The organism is Promicromonospora vindobonensis, assembly GCF_042685865.1.
Classification (GTDB): Bacteria; Actinomycetota; Actinomycetes; order Actinomycetales; family Cellulomonadaceae; genus Promicromonospora; species Promicromonospora vindobonensis.
This window is the reverse complement of record NZ_JBHUOG010000002.1, coordinates 1515238-1538071: the sequence shown is the minus strand read 5'-3', so window position 1 is coordinate 1538071 and position 22834 is coordinate 1515238. Positions and strand designations below refer to the sequence as shown.

Annotated in this window: 23 protein-coding genes; 14 read left to right on the top strand and 9 right to left on the bottom strand. The window is 70.2% G+C overall.

What is annotated here, in order from left to right; genetic code table 11:
* Nucleotides 1–34: 34 nt before the first annotated feature.
* Nucleotides 35–817: an ABC transporter permease gene (locus ACFS27_RS20170; protein WP_377186521.1), complete on the bottom strand. Its 783-nt coding sequence runs from the start codon at nt 815–817 to the stop codon at nt 35–37.
* Nucleotides 814–1749 (bottom strand): ATP-binding cassette domain-containing protein, encoded by a 936-nt coding sequence (locus tag ACFS27_RS20165; RefSeq protein WP_377186518.1) that lies wholly within the window; start codon nt 1747–1749, stop codon nt 814–816. Before ACFS27_RS20165 ends, ACFS27_RS20170 begins: the two co-directional genes overlap by 4 nt.
* A 75-nt stretch (nt 1750–1824) precedes the next feature.
* Here ACFS27_RS20165 and ACFS27_RS20160 point away from each other — a divergent pair, with 75 nt between their 5' ends.
* On the top strand, nt 1825–2583 hold the full coding sequence (locus ACFS27_RS20160; protein ID WP_377186515.1) for a TetR/AcrR family transcriptional regulator: 759 nt from the start codon (nt 1825–1827) through the stop codon (nt 2581–2583).
* Between the two features lie 258 nt (nt 2584–2841).
* Complete coding sequence (locus ACFS27_RS20155; RefSeq protein WP_377186512.1) at nt 2842–3849, top strand: zinc-dependent alcohol dehydrogenase family protein; 1008 nt, start codon at nt 2842–2844, stop codon at nt 3847–3849.
* A 37-nt stretch (nt 3850–3886) separates the two neighbouring features.
* Here ACFS27_RS20155 and ACFS27_RS20150 read toward each other — a convergent pair whose 3' ends face one another.
* Together ACFS27_RS20150 and ACFS27_RS20145 are read right to left on the bottom strand one after the other, a co-directional pair.
* Nucleotides 3887–4834 (bottom strand): GlxA family transcriptional regulator, encoded by a 948-nt coding sequence (locus tag ACFS27_RS20150; protein ID WP_377186509.1) that lies wholly within the window; start codon nt 4832–4834, stop codon nt 3887–3889.
* A gap of 204 nt (nt 4835–5038) precedes the next feature.
* Entirely contained in the window at nt 5039–5485 is a 447-nt protein-coding gene (locus ACFS27_RS20145; protein ID WP_377186507.1) for a MarR family winged helix-turn-helix transcriptional regulator, read from the bottom strand.
* Between the two features lie 360 nt (nt 5486–5845).
* On the opposite strand from ACFS27_RS20145, the gene ACFS27_RS20140 reads away from it, so the two are divergent.
* Together ACFS27_RS20140 and ACFS27_RS20135 are read left to right on the top strand one after the other, a co-directional pair.
* Nucleotides 5846–6817 carry an aldo/keto reductase gene (locus ACFS27_RS20140; protein WP_377186504.1) on the top strand — a complete coding sequence of 324 codons (972 nt, stop codon included), beginning with the start codon at nt 5846–5848 and terminating at the stop codon, nt 6815–6817.
* Nucleotides 6818–6918: 101 nt separating this feature from the next.
* Nucleotides 6919–8010, top strand: coding sequence for a Gfo/Idh/MocA family protein (locus ACFS27_RS20135; protein WP_377186501.1), 1092 nt, complete (start codon nt 6919–6921; stop codon nt 8008–8010).
* A 50-nt stretch (nt 8011–8060) separates the two neighbouring features.
* On the opposite strand, the gene ACFS27_RS20130 is transcribed toward ACFS27_RS20135, so the two are convergent.
* The 3 genes from ACFS27_RS20130 to ACFS27_RS20120 form a co-directional block, all read right to left on the bottom strand.
* Nucleotides 8061–8471 (bottom strand): barstar family protein, encoded by a 411-nt coding sequence (locus ACFS27_RS20130; RefSeq protein WP_377186498.1) that lies wholly within the window; start codon nt 8469–8471, stop codon nt 8061–8063.
* 86 nt (nt 8472–8557) lie between these two features.
* Nucleotides 8558–8998, bottom strand: a complete 441-nt coding sequence (locus tag ACFS27_RS20125; RefSeq protein WP_377186495.1) for a ribonuclease domain-containing protein — start codon at nt 8996–8998, stop codon at nt 8558–8560.
* Nucleotides 8999–9076: 78 nt separating this feature from the next.
* Nucleotides 9077–10261, bottom strand: coding sequence for a protein kinase family protein (locus tag ACFS27_RS20120; protein WP_377186492.1), 1185 nt, complete (start codon nt 10259–10261; stop codon nt 9077–9079).
* Between the two features lie 324 nt (nt 10262–10585).
* Here ACFS27_RS20120 and ACFS27_RS20115 point away from each other — a divergent pair, with 324 nt between their 5' ends.
* From ACFS27_RS20115 to ACFS27_RS20100, 4 genes are all read left to right on the top strand, one after another.
* Complete coding sequence (locus tag ACFS27_RS20115; protein WP_377186489.1) at nt 10586–12742, top strand: DEAD/DEAH box helicase; 2157 nt, start codon at nt 10586–10588, stop codon at nt 12740–12742.
* A 171-nt stretch (nt 12743–12913) separates the two neighbouring features.
* The gene (locus ACFS27_RS20110; protein ID WP_377186486.1) at nt 12914–13741 is read left to right on the top strand and encodes a mechanosensitive ion channel family protein; all 828 of its coding nucleotides are present in this window, start codon (nt 12914–12916) and stop codon (nt 13739–13741) included.
* 114 nt (nt 13742–13855) lie between these two features.
* A complete protein-coding gene (locus tag ACFS27_RS20105; RefSeq protein ID WP_377186483.1) occupies nt 13856–14104 on the top strand; it encodes a hypothetical protein in 249 nt (82 codons plus the stop codon).
* Nucleotides 14091–15119, top strand: coding sequence for a LacI family DNA-binding transcriptional regulator (locus ACFS27_RS20100; RefSeq protein ID WP_377186480.1), 1029 nt, complete (start codon nt 14091–14093; stop codon nt 15117–15119). Before ACFS27_RS20105 ends, ACFS27_RS20100 begins: the two co-directional genes overlap by 14 nt.
* 56 nt (nt 15120–15175) lie before the next feature.
* Here ACFS27_RS20100 and ACFS27_RS20095 read toward each other — a convergent pair whose 3' ends face one another.
* Both ACFS27_RS20095 and ACFS27_RS20090 read right to left on the bottom strand, forming a co-directional pair.
* Nucleotides 15176–16216: a TerC family protein gene (locus ACFS27_RS20095; protein WP_377191100.1), complete on the bottom strand. Its 1041-nt coding sequence runs from the start codon at nt 16214–16216 to the stop codon at nt 15176–15178.
* Nucleotides 16217–16468: 252 nt separating this feature from the next.
* Complete coding sequence (locus ACFS27_RS20090; RefSeq protein WP_377186477.1) at nt 16469–18016, bottom strand: MFS transporter; 1548 nt, start codon at nt 18014–18016, stop codon at nt 16469–16471.
* An 85-nt stretch (nt 18017–18101) separates the two neighbouring features.
* Between ACFS27_RS20090 and ACFS27_RS20085 the strand changes: the two genes are divergently transcribed.
* From ACFS27_RS20085 to ACFS27_RS20060, 6 genes are all read left to right on the top strand, one after another.
* Entirely contained in the window at nt 18102–18680 is a 579-nt protein-coding gene (locus ACFS27_RS20085; protein ID WP_377186474.1) for a TetR/AcrR family transcriptional regulator, read from the top strand.
* A 149-nt stretch (nt 18681–18829) separates the two neighbouring features.
* Nucleotides 18830–19729, top strand: coding sequence for a phosphate/phosphite/phosphonate ABC transporter substrate-binding protein (gene phnD / locus ACFS27_RS20080; protein WP_377186471.1), 900 nt, complete (start codon nt 18830–18832; stop codon nt 19727–19729).
* Nucleotides 19726–20562 (top strand): phosphonate ABC transporter ATP-binding protein, encoded by an 837-nt coding sequence (locus ACFS27_RS20075; protein WP_377186468.1) that lies wholly within the window; start codon nt 19726–19728, stop codon nt 20560–20562. The genes phnD and ACFS27_RS20075 overlap by 4 nt, the downstream gene beginning before the upstream one ends.
* Complete coding sequence (gene phnE, locus ACFS27_RS20070) at nt 20546–21388, top strand: phosphonate ABC transporter, permease protein PhnE (protein ID WP_377186466.1); 843 nt, start codon at nt 20546–20548, stop codon at nt 21386–21388. The genes ACFS27_RS20075 and phnE overlap by 17 nt, the downstream gene beginning before the upstream one ends.
* Nucleotides 21385–22173, top strand: a complete 789-nt coding sequence (locus tag ACFS27_RS20065) for a tyrosine-protein phosphatase (RefSeq protein ID WP_377186463.1) — start codon at nt 21385–21387, stop codon at nt 22171–22173. The genes phnE and ACFS27_RS20065 overlap by 4 nt, the downstream gene beginning before the upstream one ends.
* Nucleotides 22170–22781 carry a TetR/AcrR family transcriptional regulator gene (locus ACFS27_RS20060; RefSeq protein WP_377186460.1) on the top strand — a complete coding sequence of 204 codons (612 nt, stop codon included), beginning with the start codon at nt 22170–22172 and terminating at the stop codon, nt 22779–22781. Before ACFS27_RS20065 ends, ACFS27_RS20060 begins: the two co-directional genes overlap by 4 nt.
* The last annotated feature ends 53 nt before the right edge of the window (nt 22782–22834 follow it).

Genomic DNA, 22834 nt, shown 5'->3' with positions numbered 1-22834 from the left:
TCGTGCCGAACGGGTTGCCGGGCTGGGGGAGTGCCTATCGCGCGCGTGACTGACGCCAAAGCACTGCCGATCCGACGGCGGAGACGGTGAGGATGGCGAGGCACCAGGCGACGGCGGTCCACCAGTAGTCGTCGACCGGGGTGTCGAGGAGCAGCCCGCGGACCGTGTTGACGACGGGTGTGATGGGCTGGTGCTCGGCGAAGCCCTGAACCCACCGGGGCATCGTCTCGACGGGGGCGAAGGCACTGGAGACATAGGGCAGGAAGAGGATGAAGAAGCCGAGCGCGGATGCCGTGTCGACGCTCCGGGCAAAGAGGCCGATGGCGGCCGCGAGCCAGGTCAGGGCGAGGATGAACAGGGTCAGGAGGCCGAACGCGCCCAGCCACTCTGCAGGGCTGGCTTGAGCGCGGAAGCCGAGCGCGAACGCGGCGGCGATCACGATCACGGTGGACAGAAGGTTGCGGAGCACGCTGACGACGACGTGTCCGGTCAGGACAGCGGAGCTGACGACGCGCATGGTGCGGAACCGGTCCACGATCCCTTCGGTCATGTCCTTGGTGACGCTGGTCGCCGTCATGGTGGCGCCGTAGCCGGCGCAGAGCAGGATGATGCTGGGGGTGACGTAGTCGATGTAGCTCTCGTCGCCCGTGTTCATGGCGCCACCGAACGCGACGGTCATCAGGACGAGCAGCATCAACGGCAGCAGCACGCTGAGCAGGAGCGAGTCGACGCTCCTGAGTGCGTGCCGGAAGCTGCGGCCGGTCATCGTCATCGAGTCCGCCAACGGGTGGCGGGCGACCCGGGCAGAGCGGCTCACGCTGCCGCCTCCCTCTGGTCGTGCCTCGGTGACGTGGACGTCTCGTTCGCTGTCCCGCTCTCTGTCGTGGCGGCGGGCTGGCCGGTGAGGGTGAGGAACACGTCGTCAAGGCTGGGCTTGCGTAGGTCGACGCTCGTCACGTCCCGGTCGCTGGCGGCGATGTCGCCGAGCACGCGGACGAGCCCGTCCAGGGTGCCGTCGGCCTCGAGGCTCTCGGTCGTGTGGTCGGCGAGCGTGATGACCACCCGGTCGGCTCCGACCCGGCGCTTGAGTTCGTCGGGTGTCCCCTCGGCGATGATGCGGCCGTGGTCGAGTACCGCTATACGGTCGGCGAGCTGGTCCGCCTCCTCCAGGTACTGCGTGGTGAGCAGCACCGTGACGCCGTCGACGGCGAGCTCGCGCACCAGCGCCCAGACCTCGTTGCGGCTGCGCGGGTCGAGACCGGTGGTCGGCTCGTCGAGGAACAGCACGCGCGGGGTGGACAGCAGGCTCGCGGCGATGTCGAGGCGGCGTCGCATACCCCCCGAGTAGGTCTTCACGAGGCGCGACTGTGCGTCCCTGAGGTCGAAGCGACGCAGCAGCTCGTCGACCCGGGTGGCGATGGTGGCGCGAGGCAGGTGGTTCAGCCGGGCCATCAGCACGAGGTTCTCGCGCCCGGTGAGCATCTCGTCGACGGCGGCGAACTGGCCGGTGAGACTGATCGCACCCCGTACGCCGTCCGCCTCGCTCCCGACGTCATGGCCGTCGACGACCACCGTGCCGCCGTCGGCCCGGACCAGGGTGGACAGGATGCTGACCACCGTCGTCTTGCCCGCGCCGTTCGGTCCCAGCAGCGCAAGGACGGTCCCGGGCTCGACGTCGAGGTCGATACCGGCGAGTACCTGGTTCTTGCCATAGGCCTTCGTCAGGCCTCGGATGGAGATGATGGACACGCTGTCTCCTTATGCGTATGCGGTACGCCTATATTCTTTTGGTAGCGTGGGCGTGTCAAGAGGGAAGGTGGGGCGATGGAAAGCAGCTTCGAGCTGCCGCGCGAGGTAGCGCTGGCATGGGGCGCCGACGGAGGGCCGCGTCGGGGCCGCAAGCCCCGCCTCGACCTGGACCGGATCACCGCGGCCGCGATCGTCGTTGCCGACACCGAAGGGCTGGCAACACTGTCGATGAACCGGGTCGCGTCAGACCTCGGGGTCAGCCCGATGTCGTTGTACCGGTACGTGCGCTCCAAGGACGAGCTCGTGCAGCTCATGGCAGACGCCGCTCTCGGGGACCCGGAGATACCTGACCCGCTCGACGGCGACTGGCGTACCAACCTCACGGTGTGGGCGAACGGCGCCTCAGGCTCTTTCCGCCGGCATCCCTGGCTCACCGAGGTTCCGGTGTCCCAGCTTCCCGCGATGCCGCGAAACATCGCCTGGATGGACTACGCCCTCCGGATCCTCGCGCACACGCCGCTGACCCACCAAGAGCGGCTGTCGGTGATCGTGCTCCTCAACGGGCACGCCCGTACCGAGGCGACGACGAGCACCCAGCTTGCACAAGGCCGAGCGGCGGCGGGTCGGTCGAACGAGGACCAGGACGACGTCTACGCCCGCACCATGGACGCCGTGGTCGAGGCCGAACGATTCCCGGCGCTCCGCGTCATCGTCGACGAGCACATCCTCACCCCCGGGACCGGCAGTCCTGATGCCGCGGAGAAGATCTTTCTCTTCGGGCTCGACCGCATACTTGACGGGATCGAAGCGCTCATCGAACGACGTTCCAGGTAGAAGGTTGCTCCTGCGGCAAGCTCGCCGAGCGTCTACCGGGTTCGGATTCCCTGAGTGAACCCCTGTGCCGGAACAGGTCGGCCGGTACTTCACCATCCGCGGAAGGGGCGTGTCCGAGCGCCGTGCCACCGGCGTGTCACTATCCTCGCGAATACTGGCATTGTCGCCACTGGATCGCGTGGATCGCGCGCACGACACTGAGGGAGCACCGCCGGTCCGGCGTGTTGCGCACCCAGAACCACGATGAGGAACACTCCTATGACTGATCTGATGAAGGCCGTCGTGCTCGCCCGTTTCGGAGGGGCCGATGCTTTCGAGCTGCGCGACGTCTCCGTTCCGCGCGTCGGGCCCCGCCAGGTACGGGTGCGCGTCCATGCGACCGCCGTCAACCCGCTCGACTATCAGATCCGTCGGGGAGACTACGCGGACCATGTGCCGCTCCCGGCGATCACCGGGCACGACATCTCCGGCGTGATCGAGGAGATCGGATCCCACGTGGCCGAGTTCCGCGTCGGCGATGCGGTGTACTACACGCCCCGGATCTTCGGCGGTCCAGGCTCCTACGCCGAGCAGCACGTCGCCGACGTCGACCTCGTCGGCCGGAAGCCGGAGAACCTCAGCCACCTGGAGGCGGCGAGCCTGACTCTCGTCGGCGGAACGGTCTGGGAGGCCCTGGTGACGCGAGCTCAGCTCGCCGTCGGGGAGACGATCCTCATCCATGGCGGCACGGGCGGTGTCGGCACGATCGCGATCCAGGTCGCGAAGGCGATCGGCGCACGAGTGATCACCACCGCGAGAGCCGGCGACCATGAGTTCGTACGCTCTCTCGGAGCGGATGCGGCGATCGACTACACCTCGACGGACTACGTCGACGCCGTGGCCGAGATGACGCGAGGAAAGGGGGCCGACGTCGTCCTGGACGCGATCGGTGGCGACACGCTCGCAAGGAGCCCGCTGGCGCTCGCCGACTTCGGGCGCGTGGTCAGCGTCGTCGACATCGCGCAGCCGCAGAACCTCATCGAGGCATGGGGCAGGAACGCCGCCTACCACTTCGTCTTCACCCGCCAGAACCGAGGCAAGCTGGACGCGCTCACCACGCTCGTCGAGCGCGGTCTCGTGAAGCCGGTCATCGGCGCGACCCTTCCGCTCGCTCGAATGGGCGAGGCTCACGAGCTCCTGGAGAACCGGCGGTCGTATGTGCTCCGCGGCAAGGTCGCGATCGATGTGGCGGGCGAAGCCGTCGCACTTCCCCCTCGCATCTCCTAGCGCAGCGCGCCAGGCACTCGCGCGATGATCACGGTGGTCAGCCTCGCCCGGAGAACGTGGCGCGGTACTCCGAGGGGGATACATCCAGGAGCCGGCGGAAATGCAGTCGGAGGTTCGACCCGGTGCCCAGGCCGACCTGTTCCGCGATGCGGTCGACCGACAGCCGCGTGCTCTCCAGGAGTTCACGGGCGGTGTCGACCCGCGCCCGGAGGATCCACTGCAGCGGGGTGCGGCCGGTCTCTTCGGTGAAGCGGCGCAGGAACGTGCGGGGCGACATCCGCGCGTGGGCGGCGAGCCCGGCGATCGTGAGCTGCTGGTCGAGCCGCGCCATGGCCCATTCGCGCGTCGCGGCAAGGGTCTCGCCGTGGGCTGCCGAGCTGGTCCTCGGGAGGTACTGGGCCTGACCCCCGGTCCGGTAGGGCGCGGTGACGAGTCCTCGTGCGATCTCGTTCGCCGCGCTCACGCCGATGTCGCGCCGAACGATGTGCAGGCACAGGTCGAGACCGGCGGCGGCCCCCGCCGAGGTGAGGATGGATCCCTCGTCGACGAAGAGCACGTTCGGCTCGACCGTGATCTGCGGATGCCGGTCCGCGAGCTTCTCCGCCGCGTCCCAGTGCGTCGTCGCCCGCAGGCCGTCGAGCAGGCCGGCGTCCGCGAGGGCGAATGCGCCGTAGCAGATGGACGCGATGCGCACCCCGCGGGATGCGGCGCTCCGGAGCGCTTCGCGTGCCTCCGCCGGTATCGGCCGACCCGCCGGAGCGTACCCCGGGACGACGATCGTGTCCGCGTCGCCCAGTGCGTCCAGGCCCCGCGGGACGGCGTAGCCGAAGCCCCCGTGGGACGGCACCGTTCCGGCGGTGACCCCGCAGACCGACACCTCGTAGGGGAACCCCGACTCCGGATGGAACACCTCCGTCGGGATCCCGACGTCCAGCGGGAGCGCCCCGTCGAGTACGAGGACCACCACCTGATGCGGTCGCTGCATCACCCGCCTCCGATCCGGTCGACGCGCGCCGACCGCGTCATCATCCTCACACGTGTACGCATTACCGCCATCCATGCGCGTCCATCTCGAAGGACGGCGCCGCAGCGCGGGAGGGACGAGCGGCCTGGGTCGGTCGCTGGCGACCCGGTCGCGCTGGTCGCCGTAGTCCTCGGGTCACGCGCTGGCCGGTGCGGCGCGGGGCGGCTACGGCGCGGTTGCCTCAGGGAGAGTCGGCAGCGCAGGCGCTGAGCCGGGCCTTCCACGGTTGATGGCCGCTTCGACTGCCGTGCCGATCCGCCGCAAGGTCTTCAGCTCGTGAGGTTCGAGCTCGTCGATCAGGTACTCGCGGACCGCTGCGACATGCCCAGGTGCCGCCGCCACGACGACGTCGTATCCGGCGTCGGTCAGCGTCGTGTTGGTGCGTCTGCCTGCTCCGGGAATGCGTGATCGTGTGAGCAGTCCGCGATTCTCCAGTCGCCCGACGACGTGCGACAACCGTGACAGCGACGCCGACGTGCGCGCGGCCAGCGCGCTCATCCGCATGGTCCGGTCCGGCTCCTCGGAGAGGACCGACAGCACCATGTACTCGAAGAAGGTCATCTGGGACTCGCGCTGCATCCGCGCGTCCAGGGCGGCAGGCAAGCTGATCATGATCGCGGAGTTGGCCACCCACGCCGCTAGTTCGTCGTGGTTCAGCCATCGAGGTTCGGCGTCTGCTCCAACGGGCGCGTCCGTACCGGGGCGCGTGTCCGTGCCGGGCTTTGTGGCGCCAGCCCTTTTTGCGGCTGGTGGTGTTGATGCACGGGATGCCGGGCTGCTGTGCCCGTCCCCCCGACCATGCTGCTGAGGATCCGCTGTCTTCGCCACGCGGCCAGCCTACGGCGACAGTTGTTGACACATCAAGTTCAAGAGGATAGAACTTGACGCATCAAGTTGATATTGATGCGTCAAGTTCGGTCCGTGTGTGCAGCGGATGCGGGCCTGGCGAACCGATCCAGGAGAGGGAATTCGATGCAGACCACCTCACTCGGCGGGCTCGACGTCTCGCGTATCGGTCTCGGAGTCATGGGGATGTCCGACTTCTACACGGGTAAGGGGGAGTCCGAGGAGGACTCCGTCCGCACCATCCGGCGCGCTCTGGACCTCGGTGTCACGCACCTCGATACCGCGGAGGTGTACGGGGGCTACGCCAACGAGGCCCTGCTCGGCCGGGCGGTCAGAGGGCGACGGGACCAGGTGGTACTCGCTACCAAGTTCGGCCTGGTGTCCCACACGGGCCGGCCCGACGCAGACAGCAGCCCGGCGAACATCCGCCTCGCGGTCGAGGGGTCGTTGCGGCGCCTGGGCACCGACCACATCGACCTGTACTACCAGCACAGGGTCGACCCGGGCACCCCGATCGAGGACACCGTCGGCGCCCTGGCCGATCTGGTCACTCAGGGCAAGGTCCGCTACATCGGCCTGTCCGAGGCGGGCCCGGCGACCATCCGCCGCGCGCACGCGGTCCACCCGGTGGCCGCGGTCCAGAGCGAGTACTCGCTCTGGACGCGGGACCCCGAGGCCGAGGTGCTTCCGGTACTGCGCGAGCTGGGGATCGGCCTGGTGGCCTACTCCCCGCTGGGCCACGGCTTCCTGACCGGGAACATCCGCTCTCTGGACGGTCTGGACGCCGACGACTGGCGTCGCACCAACCCGCGCTTCACCGGCGGCAACCTCGAACGCAACCTGCGCATCGTGGACGAGGTCCGGGCCGTGGCGGCCGAGGCCGGAGCCACCCCCGCCCAGATCGCCCTGGCCTGGCTCCTGGCCCAGGGCGAGGACATCAACCCCATCCCCGGCACCCGACACATCGAACGGCTCGAGGAGAACATCGCCGCCGACAGGATCCGGCTCACCCCGGACCAGATCGGCCGGCTGAACAACCTGGCACCCGCGTCCGGCGACCGCCATGACCGGGGCGGCATGGCCGCCATCGACCGGTGAGAGGCGCCCCGGCGACAAGCCGCACCGCACGAGACGACCGTGCCGCAACCGCGCCGGGCCGAGCAACAGACAGAGCAGCAGACCGAATGGAGCAGCAGATCATGGCAAGCAGTGTGATTCGTGTCGGGATCATCGGCGCGGATACGAAGGCGAGCTGGGCCGGGGCATCGCACGTACCCGCGCTGGCGGCCCAGCCGCAGCTCGTGCTCGCGGCGGTGGCGACCCGGCGTGAGGAGAGCGCACGAGAGGCTGCCGCGCTGTTCGGCGCCGAGCGCTGGTACGCCGACCCGTACGAGCTGATCAGCGACCCGTCGATCGATCTCGTCACCGTCGCCGTCAAGGTCCCGGCACACCGCGAGCTCGTGCTCGCTGCCCTCGCGGCGGGCAAGGCCGTGTACTCGGAGTCCCCGCTGGGCGCGAGCGTCGCCCAGACCGAGGAGATGGCCGCGGCGGCCGGCTCCCTGCACACGGCGATCGGGCTGCAGGGCAGCCTCAACCCGTCAGTACGCCGTGCGGCCGAGGTCGTCGCCCAGGGCCGGCTCGGGCGGCTGCTGTCGGCGCGCGTCACCGCGACGACCTTCGGGAACGGCCCGGAGTCGGTGAGCGCCTACGAGTACTTCGACAAGGCGGCCGCCGGAGCGAGCTTCATGACGATCGCCGTGGGCCATGTCCTGGACGTCGTCGAGACGATCCTCGGTGACATCACCGAGATCGACGCGCGCACGGAACTGCTCTGGCCGGAGGTCAAGCTGGCCGACACCGGCACGACCACCACCCGCGAGGTGCCGGACCACCTCGACGCGATCGTCAAGACCGCCTCCGGTGCCCCGGTGGGAGTGCAGGTCCTGGCCGGTGTGCCCGTGCCCGACGCCCGGTTCAGCCTCGAGGTCCGTGGCGCCGACGGCTGGCTCAGGCTGACCGGCAACCACCCCGCCGGTGTCCAGGTCGGCGACCTCGCGCTGACCTCGAGCGCGGACTTCGAGGAACCCGACCTCCCTGTCGCCACGGGAACCGGACCGGCCGCGGCCGAGATCTGGGCCGGTGCCGCCATCAACGTGGGCGAGGTGTACGCGAGCCTCGCGCGCGACATCGCGGAGAACACCCACCGCACCCCGGGATTCGCGCACGCCGCCCACAACAGCCGCCTGGTCGCCCGGGTCGAGCAGGCCGCGCGAACCGGCGTCCGGCAGTAGCACTCCGACGCGAACCGGACCTGGGCCGGTCACCCACCTCCCGGCTCAGCTCAGCTCAGCTCGAGCTCGATCCCGTCCGCCGACTCCCGGCCGCCCGGCCCGTGGTCGCGGATGATGGCGACGATCTCGTCGAACAACGTCGGTCCCTCGCCGCGGCGCGCTGCATCGAGCCTCGCGGTGACGGCCGCGCGGTTCGACGGATCGACGCTGGGCAGGAGCCGCTCGAGCCGCCGGGCCGTCTCGGGGTGGCCGAGCGCCGCCCGGGACGTCTCCGAGCCGACCCACCTCAGTACCCAGCCGTCCGTGGGCGTCCCGTACCCCCCGCGGAGGACGTCGTTGAGGGCATCGAGGTTTCCTCGCCAGGTGTACCCGCTCAGCAGCCGGGAGAACTCGCGGGCGAAGCCGTCGAGGTCGTCGAACCGCGTTCCGTCGACGACGAGCACGGGGAGGTCACGAGTCATGGTCCGAGGCTATCCGTCCCGCTCAGAGCCGTACCCGAGCGCTGCGTCCAGCCCCTGGCAGGGCCGGACGCAGCGCACGGGCCTTGTCACATCCGGTAGAAGTCGCCGTAGTGGTTGGGCGAGAAGTAGACGACGCCGGCGGTGCGGTCCAGGACGAGCCGGTAGGACTGCCGCGCCGCGCCGCAGGCACGCGGCGTGACGTCGAACTCGAGGTAGGAGTGGCCGGCCGGGAGCTGGCCCTCCCTGTTGTAGTGCGTGCCACCCGCGAAGTTGCACTGGCCGTTCGGCCAGCTGACCCAGCCGCGCGTGCTCGGGTAGCCCTTGGAGCTCCAGATCGAGTTCGAGGAGTACGCCTCCGCGCAGCCGCTGTGCGTGCAGGAGTCATAGACGTTCGCCTCGGACGCGGGCGCGACGGCGACACCGCCGGCGACGAAGCCGACCATGGCGGTCAGGACGACGAGCATCCTGACCAGGCTGGTCACGATGCTGTTCTTCTCGGACACCTTCTCAGGCAGGTTCTCGGACACGCTGATCTCCCTCTCGGTTGGGAATACCGGGGGAAATCTTCACCCGCCCGGTCGACGCGGACCCGACGCCACCCCCACCTACGGGTGAATTTCTCCTGTCCGATCCTGGCCGATCCGACGGATCGCCTCCAGCGGGTAGGACGTCTCCCGGCTCTCCCGCTGGAACCGGCGATAGAAGTCCCCGACCACCGCGGCAACCGGCGCGTGGCGGAGGAGAGCCGCCGCGACCGCCGCTGGAGCTCCGACCGGGGGCACCCCCTGGGCGCACGAGCGCACGAACGCCTTGCGCTCGTCCGGGCTGTACCCATACAGGGCGACGGCCAGCCAGTTCACCAGGTGCGTGACCGCGTAGTACCGGTCGTAGCCGCGATGTTCGTCGAAGAAACCGCTCTCGCCGGGCGTGAGCTCGAAGCGGGAGGAGATCGCGAGACCGTAGTCGGCGAAGAAGAGCCGCCTGCCGTCCGTCAGGATGTTCTCGAAGTGGGCATCGAAATGCAGGAGCCCGCGGGCGTTCATGAACGAGATGCCGGCTCTCAGCTCGTCGTCCACCATGATGCAGGCTTGCTCTGCGGCCTCGTCACCGGCCCCTACCTGGACGCCCAGCCAGTCGTGCAGGTTCTGCGGGATGTACTCCAGGAACAGCGTGACGCTCGCCGAGGACTGCTGCAGAGCCTCGATGCGGCGGCGAATCTCCGGTCCGCCTCCCCAGTAGGCGACAGCCCGCTCCACGTCGGCCAGCTCCTCGGGAAGCGGCCGGCCGGAGTCCGGCAGCACCCGCCAGTGGTACATCAGGGGGAAACCCTCGTAGTCTCCCGCGATCACCCAGCTCGTCGTCATGGCGTGCACGGCCAGCTCCCGCCAGGCTCCGAACCCTGGGCCACCGATGGTGCCGACGCCGTAGTGGCAGAAGACCGGGAGCTCGAACAGATTCGCTGTCGAGCGGACGTTCTCCGGCCGGAGCTCGAGGTCGGTCAGGCGCACCTGCTTGACGAAGACCGAGGTTCCCTCGACGTCCAGCAGGACCGTCTGCCCGCCGATACCGGAACCGATCGGTGTGCCCGCGTCCACGAGCTCACGCAGTCTGCGGTCACTGCACAGCGACAGGGCTGTGGAGACGGCGCCGTTGGCGGCCAGGCGACCACCGCGGGACAGGTCAGGGGTCTGCAATGCTGCCTCCAGCCGGGCACCGGCCTCTCGTGCAACCGCTTCAGGAGACACCGCGGCAGGCGCTGCGATCAGCCTCTCACGTGGGATGATGGTCACAGCCCCTTCCTTCGCCGCGGCGTGCTGGGAGACGGCGGTGCACACTGGGCAGGGGTGTCCGGCGGTAGACTCCGGGTTCTGCGCCGATCAAGCAGGACCATGACCATGCCCAGCGGGTGATTCACCAGGACACCCGGCGGCGTGTCACCATCGGCGTGAGCACGGGGCGCAGCCGGCGCAGGTGGAGACGCTGCGCGGTGACCTGGCGGCCGATCGTAGCGCCCTGGCCCGGGCTGCCCGCCCCACGGCCGGGTTATCCGACGTTCGACCGGTCCGGGGCGCGCAGCGCCTCAGTTGCGGTACGGATGTACTGAAGGAGGAGATGTGGCCCGACCAGGCCAACGCAGGTCCGGTCGCGCGCGGACCGGGTCCGGCGCCCAGCGCCGCCGCTCCCCGCGGCCCACCGAGCAAGGGATCATCCCGGTGCTCGCGGAGGTTGCCCGCGAGGTCGACGGCGCCGTGCGGCGACCGCCGACGAGCCAGGCGGTGCGCACGAAGTTCCAGGTGGTCGCCCTGCTCATGCGGGAGGAGCGGGCCCGGGTGCGGGCCGACGACACCCTGTCCCCGTCCCGCCGGACCCAGCAGCTCAAGCGGCTCGACGAGGTGGCGACGCTCCTGGCGAAGATCGCCGCCCGGGACACGTCGCTGCTCGAGCTGCTCGCCGAGGACGCCCGGGTCTCCGACGCGGCGCGTGCCTTCAAGGCGACCATGATGCGCGCCGGCGGGCTGGAGCCGCCCGAGGAGCCCCCGCCGGCCCCGCCCGCCGCGCCGCCGCCCGGCGCCGAGAAGCGTGTGGTGCCCCGCTCGGTGATCTCGCGCCAGCTGGCGAACCCGTTCCTCGCCCCTGACTTCGAGGCCGCGGCCGAGCGGCTGGCCCCGCGGGCGCGCCGGCTGGCCGGCTGGGAGCTGCTGGAGCCGCTCTTCCGGTCCTTCGAGCACGCCGGCCCCGGCGCACCCGCCTGCATGTCGCTGCCCGACGCCCGCTCGGTGTCCGCTCCCCAGGGCCGGAAGCTGATGCCGCACCAGGCCCAGGTCGTCGAGGCCACCGCTCGCGGGCACCGCACCTTCCTGCTCGCCGACGAGCCGGGGCTCGGCAAGACCGCTCAGGCACTGCTCGCCGCCCAGGCGGCCGACGCCTACCCGCTGCTCGTCGTGGCGCCCAACGTCGTCAAGACCAACTGGGCGCACGAGGTCGAGATGTGGACCCCGCAGCGTCGGCCGACGGTGGTCCACGGCGACGGCGAGCGGATCGACGGGTTCGCGGACGTCGTGATCGTGAACTACGAGCTCCTCGACCGGCACGTCGGTTGGCTCGGCGACCTCGGGTTCCGCGGCATGATCGTCGACGAGGCGCACTTCATCAAGAACAAGGGCTCCCAGCGCTCCCGGCACGTGCTCGCCGTCTCCGAGCGGATCCGTGCCCGAACCGCCCGGCCGCTCCTGATGGCGCTCACCGGCACGCCGCTGATCAACGACATCGAGGACTTCCGGGCGATCTGGCAGTTCCTCGGCTGGATCGACGACGCGAAGCCGCTCGGCGCACTGCTGTCAGCTCTCGAGGACACCGGGCTCACCCCGGCGGACCCGGGGTTCTACGGCGCCGCAAGGGCCAGCGTGATCGACATGGGTATCGTGCGCCGGCGCAAGGCCGACGTGGTCGCCGACATCCCCGCTCGCCGCGTGGCGGACCTGCCGGTCGAGCTCGACGGCCCGGCGGCCCGCTCGATCCGCGCCGCCGAGGCCGCGCTCGCCCGCCGTCTGGTCGGCCGCTACCGCTCCGCCGTCGAGGCGCGTGGCGGCGACGTCGCAGTGGGCGCGGTCGACACCGACCTCGCGCGCAGAGTGGCGGCCGCGGAGCTGAAGGACTCGAGCTCGCGGACCGGTGGCGAGAACGTGTTCACCATGGTCCGCCGGATCGGCCAGGCCAAGGCCGGGCTGGCCGCCGACTACGCAGCACAGCTGGCCCGCAACGTCGGCAAGGTGGTGTTCTTCGCCAAGCACGTCGACGTGATGGATCAGGCCGAGCAGACCTTCGCCGACCGCGGCATCGGCTACGCCTCGATCCGCGGCGACCAGACGCCCAAGGTGCGCGAGAGGAACATCGCCGCGTTCACCGGCGACCCCGACGTGTCGATCGTGGTGTGCTCCCTGACGGCCGCCGGAGTTGGCCTGAACCTCCAGGTGGCGTCCAACCTGGTGCTGGCCGAGCTGTCCTGGACCTACGCCGAGCAGACCCAGGCCATCGACCGGATCCACCGGATCGGCCAGGCCGAGCCCGTCACCGCCTGGCGGATCATCGCCGCCCAGACGATCGACTCCACGATCGCCGAGCTGATCGACAGCAAGGCAGGGTTGGCCGCCAGGGCACTGGACGGGGCGGGCGACGAGGACGCGGCGTCGTCCACGGACGTGCAGCTGGAAGCCCTCGTCACGCTGCTCACCGATGCGCTCGCCGCCGAGGACGGGTTCGAGCGGACGTAAGGTCGCCGAGACCTCCCCGACGACGGCGTAGGACCGCTCGCCGGGGGAGTCACCGGCGCGCGCTGCCGTCCGCCCGAACGTACTCTCGGAGGCAGCGCCGGCTCCGACGACGAGGGGTGCCCGAACGTCGCGCACGGTGACGTGGCCGCAGCGGCCGGAAGGGAGGCCACCGTGGCCGACGCGCTCGCTCGGTTCTTCTCGACGGACAGCCTCGACGGCTGGGACGTGCTCTTCGCCGCGCTGACGCTGCTGGCCACATGGCTGGCCACCCGGTACGCCCGCCGGGCGGCGCTCGTCGCGACGGCGCGGATCAAGGGCCTCACGCCCCAGGTCCAGGACCTGGTGGTCGGCGCCGTCAAATATCTCGTCCTGCTCGCAGGGATCGGTCTCGCGCTGACGTTCCTCGGGGCGCAGACTCAGCCGATCCTGACCGTTGTCGTCGTGGTCGGCATCGTCGTCGTGCTGACCATGCGCGGCCTGGCGGACAACTTCGGCGCCGGCATCCTCCTGCAGACCAGGATGCCGGTCAAGGTGGGCGAGGAGCTGGTGTTCGGTGACTGGACGGGCGTCGTCACGTCCCTGAACAGCCGCGCCGTTGTGCTCGAGACCTACGACGGCGTCCGCGTGCACGTGCCCAACTCGGCGGTCATCTCCCAGCCGCTCGTGAACGGCACGGCCATCGGGACGCGCCGCAGCATCGTCGAGGTCCGGCTCGCGGACCTCCGAGACGACGAGCTCGACAGCGTCGTGCTGCCCGCCGTCTCGGCCGCACCGGGCGTCCTGGCCGCTCCTGCGCCCGACGTACTGCACGTCGCCGCCGACTCCGCGCGCACCACGCTCCTCGTGCGCTACTGGCACGGCTCGCTGGACGGGTCGGCCGTGACGTCGGCGGTGGTCGCCGCGCTGGGCGCCGCACTCCGTTCGCGCACCGCCGCCTGGGCCGTCGACTCGCCGCCGTCCCGTGCCGTCGAGCGACGCGTTCCGTCACCCCCTGTCTGAGCGGACCTCTCCCGGGCAGTGCCGCTGTGTTCCGACATTGTGCGCGCCGCGTCTTGACCGGTACAGAAACACGGCAGTACTGTACCGGTCAAGAAGCCATTGGAGGTGGCAAGGATGCACGAGTACACCGGCGGTAACCTCGCGCTGCGGCGCATGATCGCCGAGGTGAACAGCGCTCGCCCGAACGCTCCGGTCGTGGACGGTCCGCCAGGTCGTCGGCGCAGCGATCGCGCTCGGCTGCGGGCGACGCTCGCCGGAGCGCTGCGCAGGACGGCGGCCTGGCTCGATCCACCGTGCGCCACGACCCAGACCGTGTCGCTCGCCGTGGCGGGCCCCCGCGGGGAGCAGCGTGAGCGATACTGACCTGGCTATGGCCAAGGTGACGTTGCAGTCCGTCGCGGACGAGGTGGGCGTGAGCCGGATGACGGTCTCGAACGCCTTCTCGCGCCCCGACCAGCTGTCCAAGGAACTACGGGAGCGGATCCTCGCGACCGCGGAGCGGCTCGGTTACAGCGGGCCTGACCCGGCCGCCCGGGCTCTGGCGCGCGGGCGCACGGGCTCGGTCGGGCTCCTGCTGAACGGCCCTCTCAGCGAGTCGTTCGAGGACGCCGTGTCGGCGGAGTTCGTGGCCGCGGTCGCCGACGAGCTCACCCGCCGAGGCCTGGCGCTGACCGTTCTGCCCCCGCCGCAGGACGACGGATTCCTCCCCGCGCGCGACGTCGCCGTCGACGGCGCCCTCGTCTACACCTGCGACCCGGCCTCGGCCGGGGTCGCGTGGCTCGGGCGGCGCAAGCTGCCCGTCGTCGCAGTCGACCAGGACCTGGGGGAGGACGTCACCACGATCGGCGTCGACGACCTCGGCGGTGCCAGAGCAGGAGCGCAGCACCTGCTCGACCTGGGCCACCGCCGGATCGGAGTTCTTGCGCTGACCGACCAGTTCGCCCTCGACCCACCCAACCGGGACCGGCTGCTCGGGTGGCGTGAGACTCTCGCAGAGCACGGTGTGGAGCCTGTGATCGCACGGACGACGCTCCTGCCGGTGTCTGCCGCCCTCGTGGCGGCCACCGAGCTGCTGGAGTCGTCGGACGTCACGGCGGTGCTGTGCTTCGACGACGTGTTCGCCCGTGCCGTCATCGCGGCAGCGACCGCGCTGGGCCGGTCCGTGCCGGACGACCTGTCGGTCGTCGGTTACGACGACAGCCGGGTAGCCACTGCGGGTCTTCCCGCGCTGACCACCGTGCGGCAGGACGTCACGGCCAAGGGGCACCTGGCCGCGGGCGCCCTCGCAGATCTGCTCGGCGGGCGCGAAGCGTCGTCGCACACGCTGCCGACCGAGCTGATCGTGCGGGACAGCACCGGACCGGTGCCGACGCCCTGAGGGGCGAGCCGTTCGGAGCGGTCAGCCGCTGGTGCCGACCGCCGAGCCCGTGCCGGTCACCGCGGTTCGGGCTCGGACACGCTCGGTGCCTCGTCGACGTCGGCCTGGCGCCCCATGGAGTCGTGCGGGTGCCGACCGGGTTCGGCGAGGTGCGCCGAGTCGTGCGGGTCCCCGGACCCCCTGGTGGCGTAGAGGCTGGTCGCCGTGACGATGGCGAGGACGGCGAGGATGACGCCGAGCGACGCGAGCGTCGGGATCTCCGGGACGCTCGTCCAGATGCCGTGGGCCCAGTGCAGCACGAGCTTGACACCGATGAACGCCAGGATGGTCGCGAGCCCGTACCCGAGGTGTACCAGCTTGCTCAGAGCGCCCTGGAGCACGAAGTACAGCGCGCGCAGACCGAGCAGGGCGAAGGCGTTGGTCGCGAACACCAGGTACGGGTCGCTCGTGATGCCGTACACGGCGGGGACCGAGTCGACGGCGAAGACGACGTCGGCGGCGAAGATCGCCACGACGACGACCGCCAGCGGGGTGAGCATGCGCTGCCCGTTCTCACGGACGGACAGCCGCGGGCCGCGGTAGTCCTCCGTGACCGGCATGAAGCGGCGGATCAGCTTGACCGAGCGCAGCTCGGCGACGTCGACGTCGTGCGAGCCGCCGCGGAGCTGGTCGATCAGGATCTTGACCGCAGTTGCCAGGAGGATCGCGCCGAAGAGCAGGAACGCCCAGCTGAGGTTGGCCAGGACGGCCGCGCCGAGCGCGATGAAGATCCCACGGAGCACCAGGGCTCCGACGATGCCGAGCAGGAGCACGCGCTGCTGGAGCGCCGGCGGTACCGCGAAGGCGGTGAGCAGGAGCATGAACACGAACAGGTTGTCGACCGACAACGACTTCTCGACGAGGTACCCGGTGAGGTACTGCACGCCGGTGCTCGAGCCGAAGGTGGCCCAGATCCATCCGCCGAAGGCGAGCGGGAGGGCGATGTAGAAGGCGCTCCAGCCCACGGCCTCACGCATGGACACCTCGTGCGGGCGTCGGGTGATGAGGAAGTCGACGGCGAGCAGGGCCAGGACGGCGAGGATGGTGACGAGCCACATGGTGGGGGTGGCGACAGAGGTCACGGCAGAGGAAGTGGCTGTGCTGGTGGCGAGCAAGGAGTCTCCGTTGTAGATGGCTCCGAGGTCTCCTTCACCCTGCACAGCAGGGTCGCCGCCCGAGGTCGCTGGTGCGCCGTAATGACCGGACGATGTTTGGGAAGTACTCCCCTCGCACAGCGCATCCTACGGCAGCCGGAGCGTGAAAGCACGAGCACACGCTGACCGCATGGAGAGACCGAGGATCGCGCAGGATCAGTGGGCGTGCCCGTCGGTGGTCGTCGTCGTGGAGGGGACTCGGCGTAGCAGCGTCCCGGTGACGATCGCGGCCGCAACGAGCACCGCGCTCGCGGCCAGAGCTACCGCGGCAACGGAGTGCGAGAACGCGGTGGTGGCCAGGTCCAGGAGCTGGGCGGCCTGCGCGCCGGGCAGCTCGGCGGCGATCGCCTCGGCGGCGCCGATGGACCCGGTGGCGTCCGCAGGCATGCCGGGAATCGACGCGTCCTCCATGTGCCTCTGGTAGACGGTGGCGGAGATGGTGCCGAACCCCGCGATGCCGAGGGAGCTCCCCAGATGGATGGCGGTCTCGGAGATGCTGGCCGCCGCACCCGCGTGCTCGCTGGGTGCCGTGGTCAGGATCAGGCTGTTGGCCAGGGTGCTGACCATGCCGATACCGAAGGTCAGCACCACGTACCCGGCCAGGAACGCCCAGACCGATCCTGGCTGCATCGTCAGACCGATGTATGCCATCGCGGCGGCGGCGATCGTCAGTCCGGCCGCCACGATGGCGCCGGGCCTGATCCGTCTGGCCAGTGCCGACCCGAGCACGGCTCCGCCCGCCGTGCCGAAGAAGGTGGGCAGTGCCACGAGCCCGGCGTGCAGCGGGCTCATGCCGTGCACCGACTGCAGGAGGGCGAAGGCCAGCAGCCCCAGGCCTGTCATCGCCACGGTCGCCAGGAGGTTCGCCAGGGCTGCCCCGGTGAAGGCGGGGCGCCGGAAGAGCTCGACGTCGATGAGCGGGTGAGCTGCCCGGCGCTGCCAGAGGATGAAGCACACCAGGAGAGCCAGGCCCCCGGACAGGACGATCCAGGCCTCCGGTTCGGAGCCGTGCTCGGCGAAGCGCTTCATGGCGTAGACGAGAGCGACGAGCGAGCTGAGGGAGAGCAGGGCTCCTGGGATGTCGAACCGTGCGCCGCCGGGGTTCTTGGACTCCGGGATCAGCAGGGGTGCTGCGATGAGCAGCAGCACCATCACCGGGAGGTTGATCAGAAAGACCGAGCCCCAGTAGAACCGCTCCAGCAGGAGCCCGCCCAGGATGGGTCCGAGCACGGCACCGCCGGTGAAGGCGATGGTCCAGGCCGCCACGGCCTTCCGGCGCTGATCCGCGTCGAGGAACATGCTGCGCACGAGGGCAAGCGTCGACGGCGCCAAGGTCGCTGCCCCGACGGCGAGCAGCACGCGGCCTGCCACGAAGAGCTCGGGTGACGGGGCGAAGGCCAGCAACGCAGAGGCCGCACCGAAGGCCACGGAACCGGTCATCAGCAGCCGTCGCCGACCGATGCGGTCCGCAAGGCTCCCCATGGTCACCAGCAGAGCGGCCACCACCAGGCTGTAGCTGTCCATCATCCACAGCCACTGCGTCGCCGTGGGGGCCAGGTCCCGGGAGAGCGCGGGGCCCGCGATGAACAGGATCGAGATATCCATCGACACCAGCAGTGCCGGCAGGAGCAGCACGACGAGCCCCCACCACTGACGCACCGTGGCGAGGGGAGTCGCTGCGACCGGATTTGTACGTACGTTCATATCAGAGAGCCTACGCACGCCCGGTGCCACTTTGCAAGAACGTACGTGCAAAACGCACGTTCCAACGGTCGGCTAGGGTCGTGGCATGGGACAGAAGGACGATCTCCTGGCCGGTGCCAAGCGGTGCCTGGTCGAGAAGGGGTACGGGCGGACGACTGCCCGTGACATCGCGGAGGCTTCGGGTGCCCATCTGGGCTCGATCGGTTACCACTACGGGTCGAAGGACCGGTTGATGAACCTTGCCGTCCTGGAGCTCAGCAGCGACTGGGGAGACACCATCACCCGCCTGGTCCGCGAGGCGGACGGCGAGTCTCCCGTCGAACGGCTCGCAGCGGCCCTGTCCGCGATCCGCGCCACGCTCCCCGATACTCGCGACCTCCAGTCCGCGAGCATCCAGGCCTTCGCCCAGGCTCAGTTCGACGAAGGGCTGCGCGAGCAGTTCGCCGTCGGGGCGACGGAGGCCCGCCGCGAGTTCGCCGCTCTGCTGACGGGCAAGAGGGGCGGCGGGCCCGAAGCCCCCACCGTGGCCGAAGCAGGAATCGGCGCTCTGGCCCACGCCCTCACCGTCGGCCTGGTCGCGCAGTTCCTCATCGACCCGGACAGTCTCCCCGAAGCGGACCAGATGAAGGCCGCACTCGGGCTCCTCGCCGGCGGCAACGACTAGCCGCGCACCCGGCGGCCCGTGCGCAACTGGCTGTTCACGCAGCGTTCTATTCGCAGTACGGCGGTCTCGTAATTGCACGCCACCTTGCCCGGTTGAGATACGGGGGTTCTCGGAATTCCGAGAGCCCGTCACTCATCCGAAAGGTCACCATGCGTCGCTACACCATCCCGGCGGTGGGCGTGCTCGGCATCTCCATGCTCGCCCTCACCGGCTGCCAGGCATCTGACGGCAGCACGGCGTCGGCGTCCGACACCCCCATCACGATCGCCACCCTGCCGGTCTCGGACGACCCGACCCAGGCCAACCCCACCGATGCGCTCGTCGAGCTGCTCGAGGAGGAGACCGGCCGCGAGGTCGAGGTCACCGACGTGCCCGACTACCTCAGCGTCGTCGAGGCCATCCGCTCGGACCATGTCGACATCGGCATCATGAGCGGATTCCCGTCCGCGCTCGCGGTCAACACCGGTGAGGTCGACGCACTCCTGGCCTGGGAGGGCAGCGACGAGCCGGTCTCGACGTGCGTCGTGCTCGACGACTCGCCCATCCGGACCGTGGCCGACCTGGAGGGGGCGACCGTCGCGTTCGCCGACCAGGCGTCGAGCTCCGGCTACTTCATGCCCGTCTACATGCTCCACGAGGCCGGGCTCGAGCAGGGCAAGGACTACGAGGCCATCTTCGCCGGCGGGCACGAGGGCAGCTTCGTCGCCCTGGAGCAGGGACAGGTGGACGCCGCATGCACCGCGGTGGTGCTCACCGAGATGGGCGCGCCGACGTTCCCGTTCGCCGAGGGGGAGTGGCGTGCCGTCGGGGAGAGCCCCTCCATGGAGGTGATGGGGACGGTGCTGGCGAGGCAGTCCCTGGACGACGAGACCCGGACGCTGCTCGAGCAAGCGATCCCGAAGGTCTTCGCGGAGGAGAACGCCGAGAAGCTTGCCGCCTACAGCTCCTTCATCGGACTTGACGTCGTCACCGCCCCGGAGCCGAGCATCTTCACCTCGTTCGCCGACATCGCTGCGGTCGCCGGGGTGGAGCTCGAGGACCTCGAATGAGCGCGGCGGTCAGAACGGCGGGGTCGCCGGACGCGGCTCGCGGGCTGCGGTCGCTCGAGACGGAGCACGGGCTGCCGCTGGTCACCGTGCGCGACCTGTACGTCTCCTACGGCGAGCAGGCGGTGCTGGAGGGATTCGACCTCGACCTGTTCCCCGGTGAGCTCGTGGCCCTGCTGGGCGCGTCGGGGTCGGGCAAGTCGACCCTGATGAAGAGCCTCACGGGTTTCGCGCCCGTCACGAGCGGGTCGGCACGGGTGGCCGGACACGACGTCACGCAGCTCGCGCGCGGCGAGCTACGCGTGCTGCGGTCGCAGGTCGGTCAGGTGTTCCAGCAGTTCAACCTGATCCCGCGACTGAGCGTGCTCACGAACGTCCTCACCGGTGCCCTGCACGGCGCGGGCGCGATCAACGCCGTCGGCGGGTTCTCCGGCGCGCATCGCCGGCGTGCGATGGAGCTCCTCGACCGGGTGGGGATCGCCCACAAGGCGACCATGCCGGCGCGCTCGCTGTCCGGGGGCCAGCAGCAACGAGTAGCGATCGCCCGGGCACTGATGCAGCAGCCGAAGGTCCTCCTGGCGGACGAACCGGTCGCCTCTCTCGACCCGAAGCTGGCCGGCTCCGTGCTGCGGCTGCTGCGCGAGATCGCCACGCACGACGGCATCCCGGTGCTCGTCAGCCTCCACGTGCTCCCTCTCGCCCTGACGCACAGCGACCGCATCGTGGGTCTGCGGCACGGCCGGATGCTCGTCTCCGCGCCGACCGCGGAGCTGGACCCCACCAAGCTCGCCGTGCTGTACGACGAGGAAGGCCGGCACGATGACGACGACCACTGACCCGGGCACCCGCCGGACGGACCCGGTGGATCTGTCCGTGGCCGAGCGGGCACGGCTCGAACGCGCTGTCTCGATGCCACGGACCCGGTTCCTCCTCGGAATCCCGGTCGCCGTCGTCGTCCTGGTCTGGTCGATGGGCGGCGCGGAGTTCAACTTCGTCAAGCTCGGCGAGGGCGCTGTGAACATGGGCGAGTTCCTCTCGCGGCTGTTCCCGCCCGACTTCTCGAAGTTCGGCGTCATCCTGGAGCTGCTCGTCGAGACGCTCCAGATGGCGATCGTCGGCACGGTGCTCGGCGCCGCGCTGTCCCTGCTCGTCGCGTTCGCCGCGGCAGCCAACATCGCGCCGAGGGCGGTGTACTACCCGGCCAGGTGGCTGATGAACATCATCCGCTCGGTACCCGACCTCGTGTTCGCCCTGATGTTCGTCTCCGCCGTCGGCCTGGGGCCGTTCGCCGGCATCCTCGCGATGACCCTCGGCTCGCTCGGCTCGATCGGCAAGATCTTCGCCGAGGCGATGGAGTCCGTCGACCGCGGACCGATCGTGGCCATGCAAGCAGTGGGGGCGTCCAAGCGGCAGGTCATCCAGTACGGAGTGCTGCCGCAGGCCGCACCGCTCCTGGTGTCGTACACGCTGCTCCTCTTCGAGGGCAACGTGCGCGGTGCGACGATCCTCGGCCTCGTCGGCGCCGGCGGGATCGGGCTCGAGCTCACCACCGCGATGCGGATGTACGACTACGGACACCTCAGCGCCATCATCCTCTGCATCATCGTGCTCGTCACGGTCATCGACCAGGGCAGCGCCCTCATCCGAAGGAGAATCACATGACCACGGCAGATATCGACGTCGAGCTCAGCGCACCGGTCAACCTGCGCGACCTCGGTGGCATTTCCATCACGGGCGGCGTGCTCCGCCACGGCCTGGCGGTCCGTGCGGACGACCTCTCGATCGTCACGGAAGCCGCGGCGCGCGAGCTCGTGGACGGCGGCCTCACCGCGGTGATCGACCTCCGGTCACCGGAGGAGGTGGCCATCACCGGCCGCGGGCCCTTCGCCGGGTACCCGGTGGCGTACCACCACCTGCCGCTCATCCCGAACGTGAGCGACTCCATGTCGGCCTCGATGCCGAAGGGCGTTCCCGTCATCGACCACACGGCGATGGGGCAGATGTACGTCGGCATGGTCGAGGGAGCGGCTCCGCAGCTCGTCACGGCGCTCAACGTGATCGCCCACGCCCCGGGGGCCACGGCGTTCCACTGCGCGGCCGGCCGGGATCGCACGGGCGTTCTCGCGGCGGTCCTGCTGCTCGTGCTCGGCGCCACCGACGACGACATCGTCACCGACTACGCACGGACCGGAGCCAACATGACGGCCATCATGGAGCGCACCCGCGGCTCCATGGGCGTGCTGCTCCTGCGGCTCGGCCTCGACGTCGACGCACAACGGAGCGCCGTCGTGGAGAGCGACGGACAGGACGGCCCGATGGAGACCTCGATGCGCATCCTCCTGGCCACCCTCCGGGAACGACACGGTGACGCCCTTGGACCGCTGCGCGCCGCGGGTCTCGGCGACGACACCATCGCCAGACTTCGGCAGCGGGCGCTCGCCGCATGACGGCGGATGCAGGGACGCCGGCCCGTCGTGGTCCTGGCCGGCCGCGTGACGAGGACCTCGACGCCCAGATCATCGAAGCCACGCTCGGCCTCATCGACGCGGAGGACGAGGTCACCGTCTCCCGCGTCGTCGCGCGCAGCGGAGTCAGCAGGGCGGCGCTGTACCGGCGGTGGCCGTCGTTGACGACCCTCATCGCGGCCGCGCTCGACGTCGGACGAGCCGTACCCCCGGACATCCCGACCCACGGGGACCTGCGCGAGTCGGTGTTCGCGGCGATGTTCGGGGATCCCGCCTCGTTGAGCGCGAGCGGCTACTCCGAGGTGCGGTTCCGGCAGCGCATCCGCCTCGTGATGGCTGACCGTGCCCTGCAGAAGGCGTACTGGACCTCGCACGTCGCCCGCCGACGGGTGCCCATGGAGAAGGCCCTCCGTGCAGGCATCGCCCGTGGCATCCTTCGCGCGGACCTCGACGTGGACGCGTGCTTCGACGCGTTCGCCGGTGCCGCCTACTACCAGGCCGTCGTGCGGGGAGACCGGTTCGACGACCCGGTCACCCGTGACCGGCTGCGGGCCGCGTTCGACGTGGTCTGGCGGGGGATGGCGACCTGATCCGGCGACGCGGCGGGCCCGGCCCTGGCGCCCGAGCCGGCAAACCGGCCGCC

Coding starts and splice junctions, on each gene's coding strand:
- ACFS27_RS20160 (WP_377186515.1), top strand. CDS start 1,825: ATGGAAAGCAGCTTCGAGCTGCCGCGCGAGGTAGCGCTGGCATGGGGC.
- ACFS27_RS20155 (WP_377186512.1), top strand. CDS start 2,842: ATGACTGATCTGATGAAGGCCGTCGTGCTCGCCCGTTTCGGAGGGGCC.
- ACFS27_RS20150 (WP_377186509.1), bottom strand. CDS start 4,834: ATGCAGCGACCGCATCAGGTGGTGGTCCTCGTACTCGACGGGGCGCTC.
- ACFS27_RS20145 (WP_377186507.1), bottom strand. CDS start 5,485: ATGATCAGCTTGCCTGCCGCCCTGGACGCGCGGATGCAGCGCGAGTCC.
- ACFS27_RS20140 (WP_377186504.1), top strand. CDS start 5,846: ATGCAGACCACCTCACTCGGCGGGCTCGACGTCTCGCGTATCGGTCTC.
- ACFS27_RS20135 (WP_377186501.1), top strand. CDS start 6,919: ATGGCAAGCAGTGTGATTCGTGTCGGGATCATCGGCGCGGATACGAAG.
- ACFS27_RS20130 (WP_377186498.1), bottom strand. CDS start 8,471: ATGACTCGTGACCTCCCCGTGCTCGTCGTCGACGGAACGCGGTTCGAC.
- ACFS27_RS20105 (WP_377186483.1), top strand. CDS start 13,856: ATGCACGAGTACACCGGCGGTAACCTCGCGCTGCGGCGCATGATCGCC.
- ACFS27_RS20095 (WP_377191100.1), bottom strand. CDS start 16,216: ATGTGGCTCGTCACCATCCTCGCCGTCCTGGCCCTGCTCGCCGTCGAC.
- ACFS27_RS20090 (WP_377186477.1), bottom strand. CDS start 18,016: ATGAACGTACGTACAAATCCGGTCGCAGCGACTCCCCTCGCCACGGTG.
- ACFS27_RS20085 (WP_377186474.1), top strand. CDS start 18,102: ATGGGACAGAAGGACGATCTCCTGGCCGGTGCCAAGCGGTGCCTGGTC.
- phnD (WP_377186471.1), top strand. CDS start 18,830: ATGCGTCGCTACACCATCCCGGCGGTGGGCGTGCTCGGCATCTCCATG.
- ACFS27_RS20075 (WP_377186468.1), top strand. CDS start 19,726: ATGAGCGCGGCGGTCAGAACGGCGGGGTCGCCGGACGCGGCTCGCGGG.
- phnE (WP_377186466.1), top strand. CDS start 20,546: ATGACGACGACCACTGACCCGGGCACCCGCCGGACGGACCCGGTGGAT.
- ACFS27_RS20065 (WP_377186463.1), top strand. CDS start 21,385: ATGACCACGGCAGATATCGACGTCGAGCTCAGCGCACCGGTCAACCTG.
- ACFS27_RS20060 (WP_377186460.1), top strand. CDS start 22,170: ATGACGGCGGATGCAGGGACGCCGGCCCGTCGTGGTCCTGGCCGGCCG.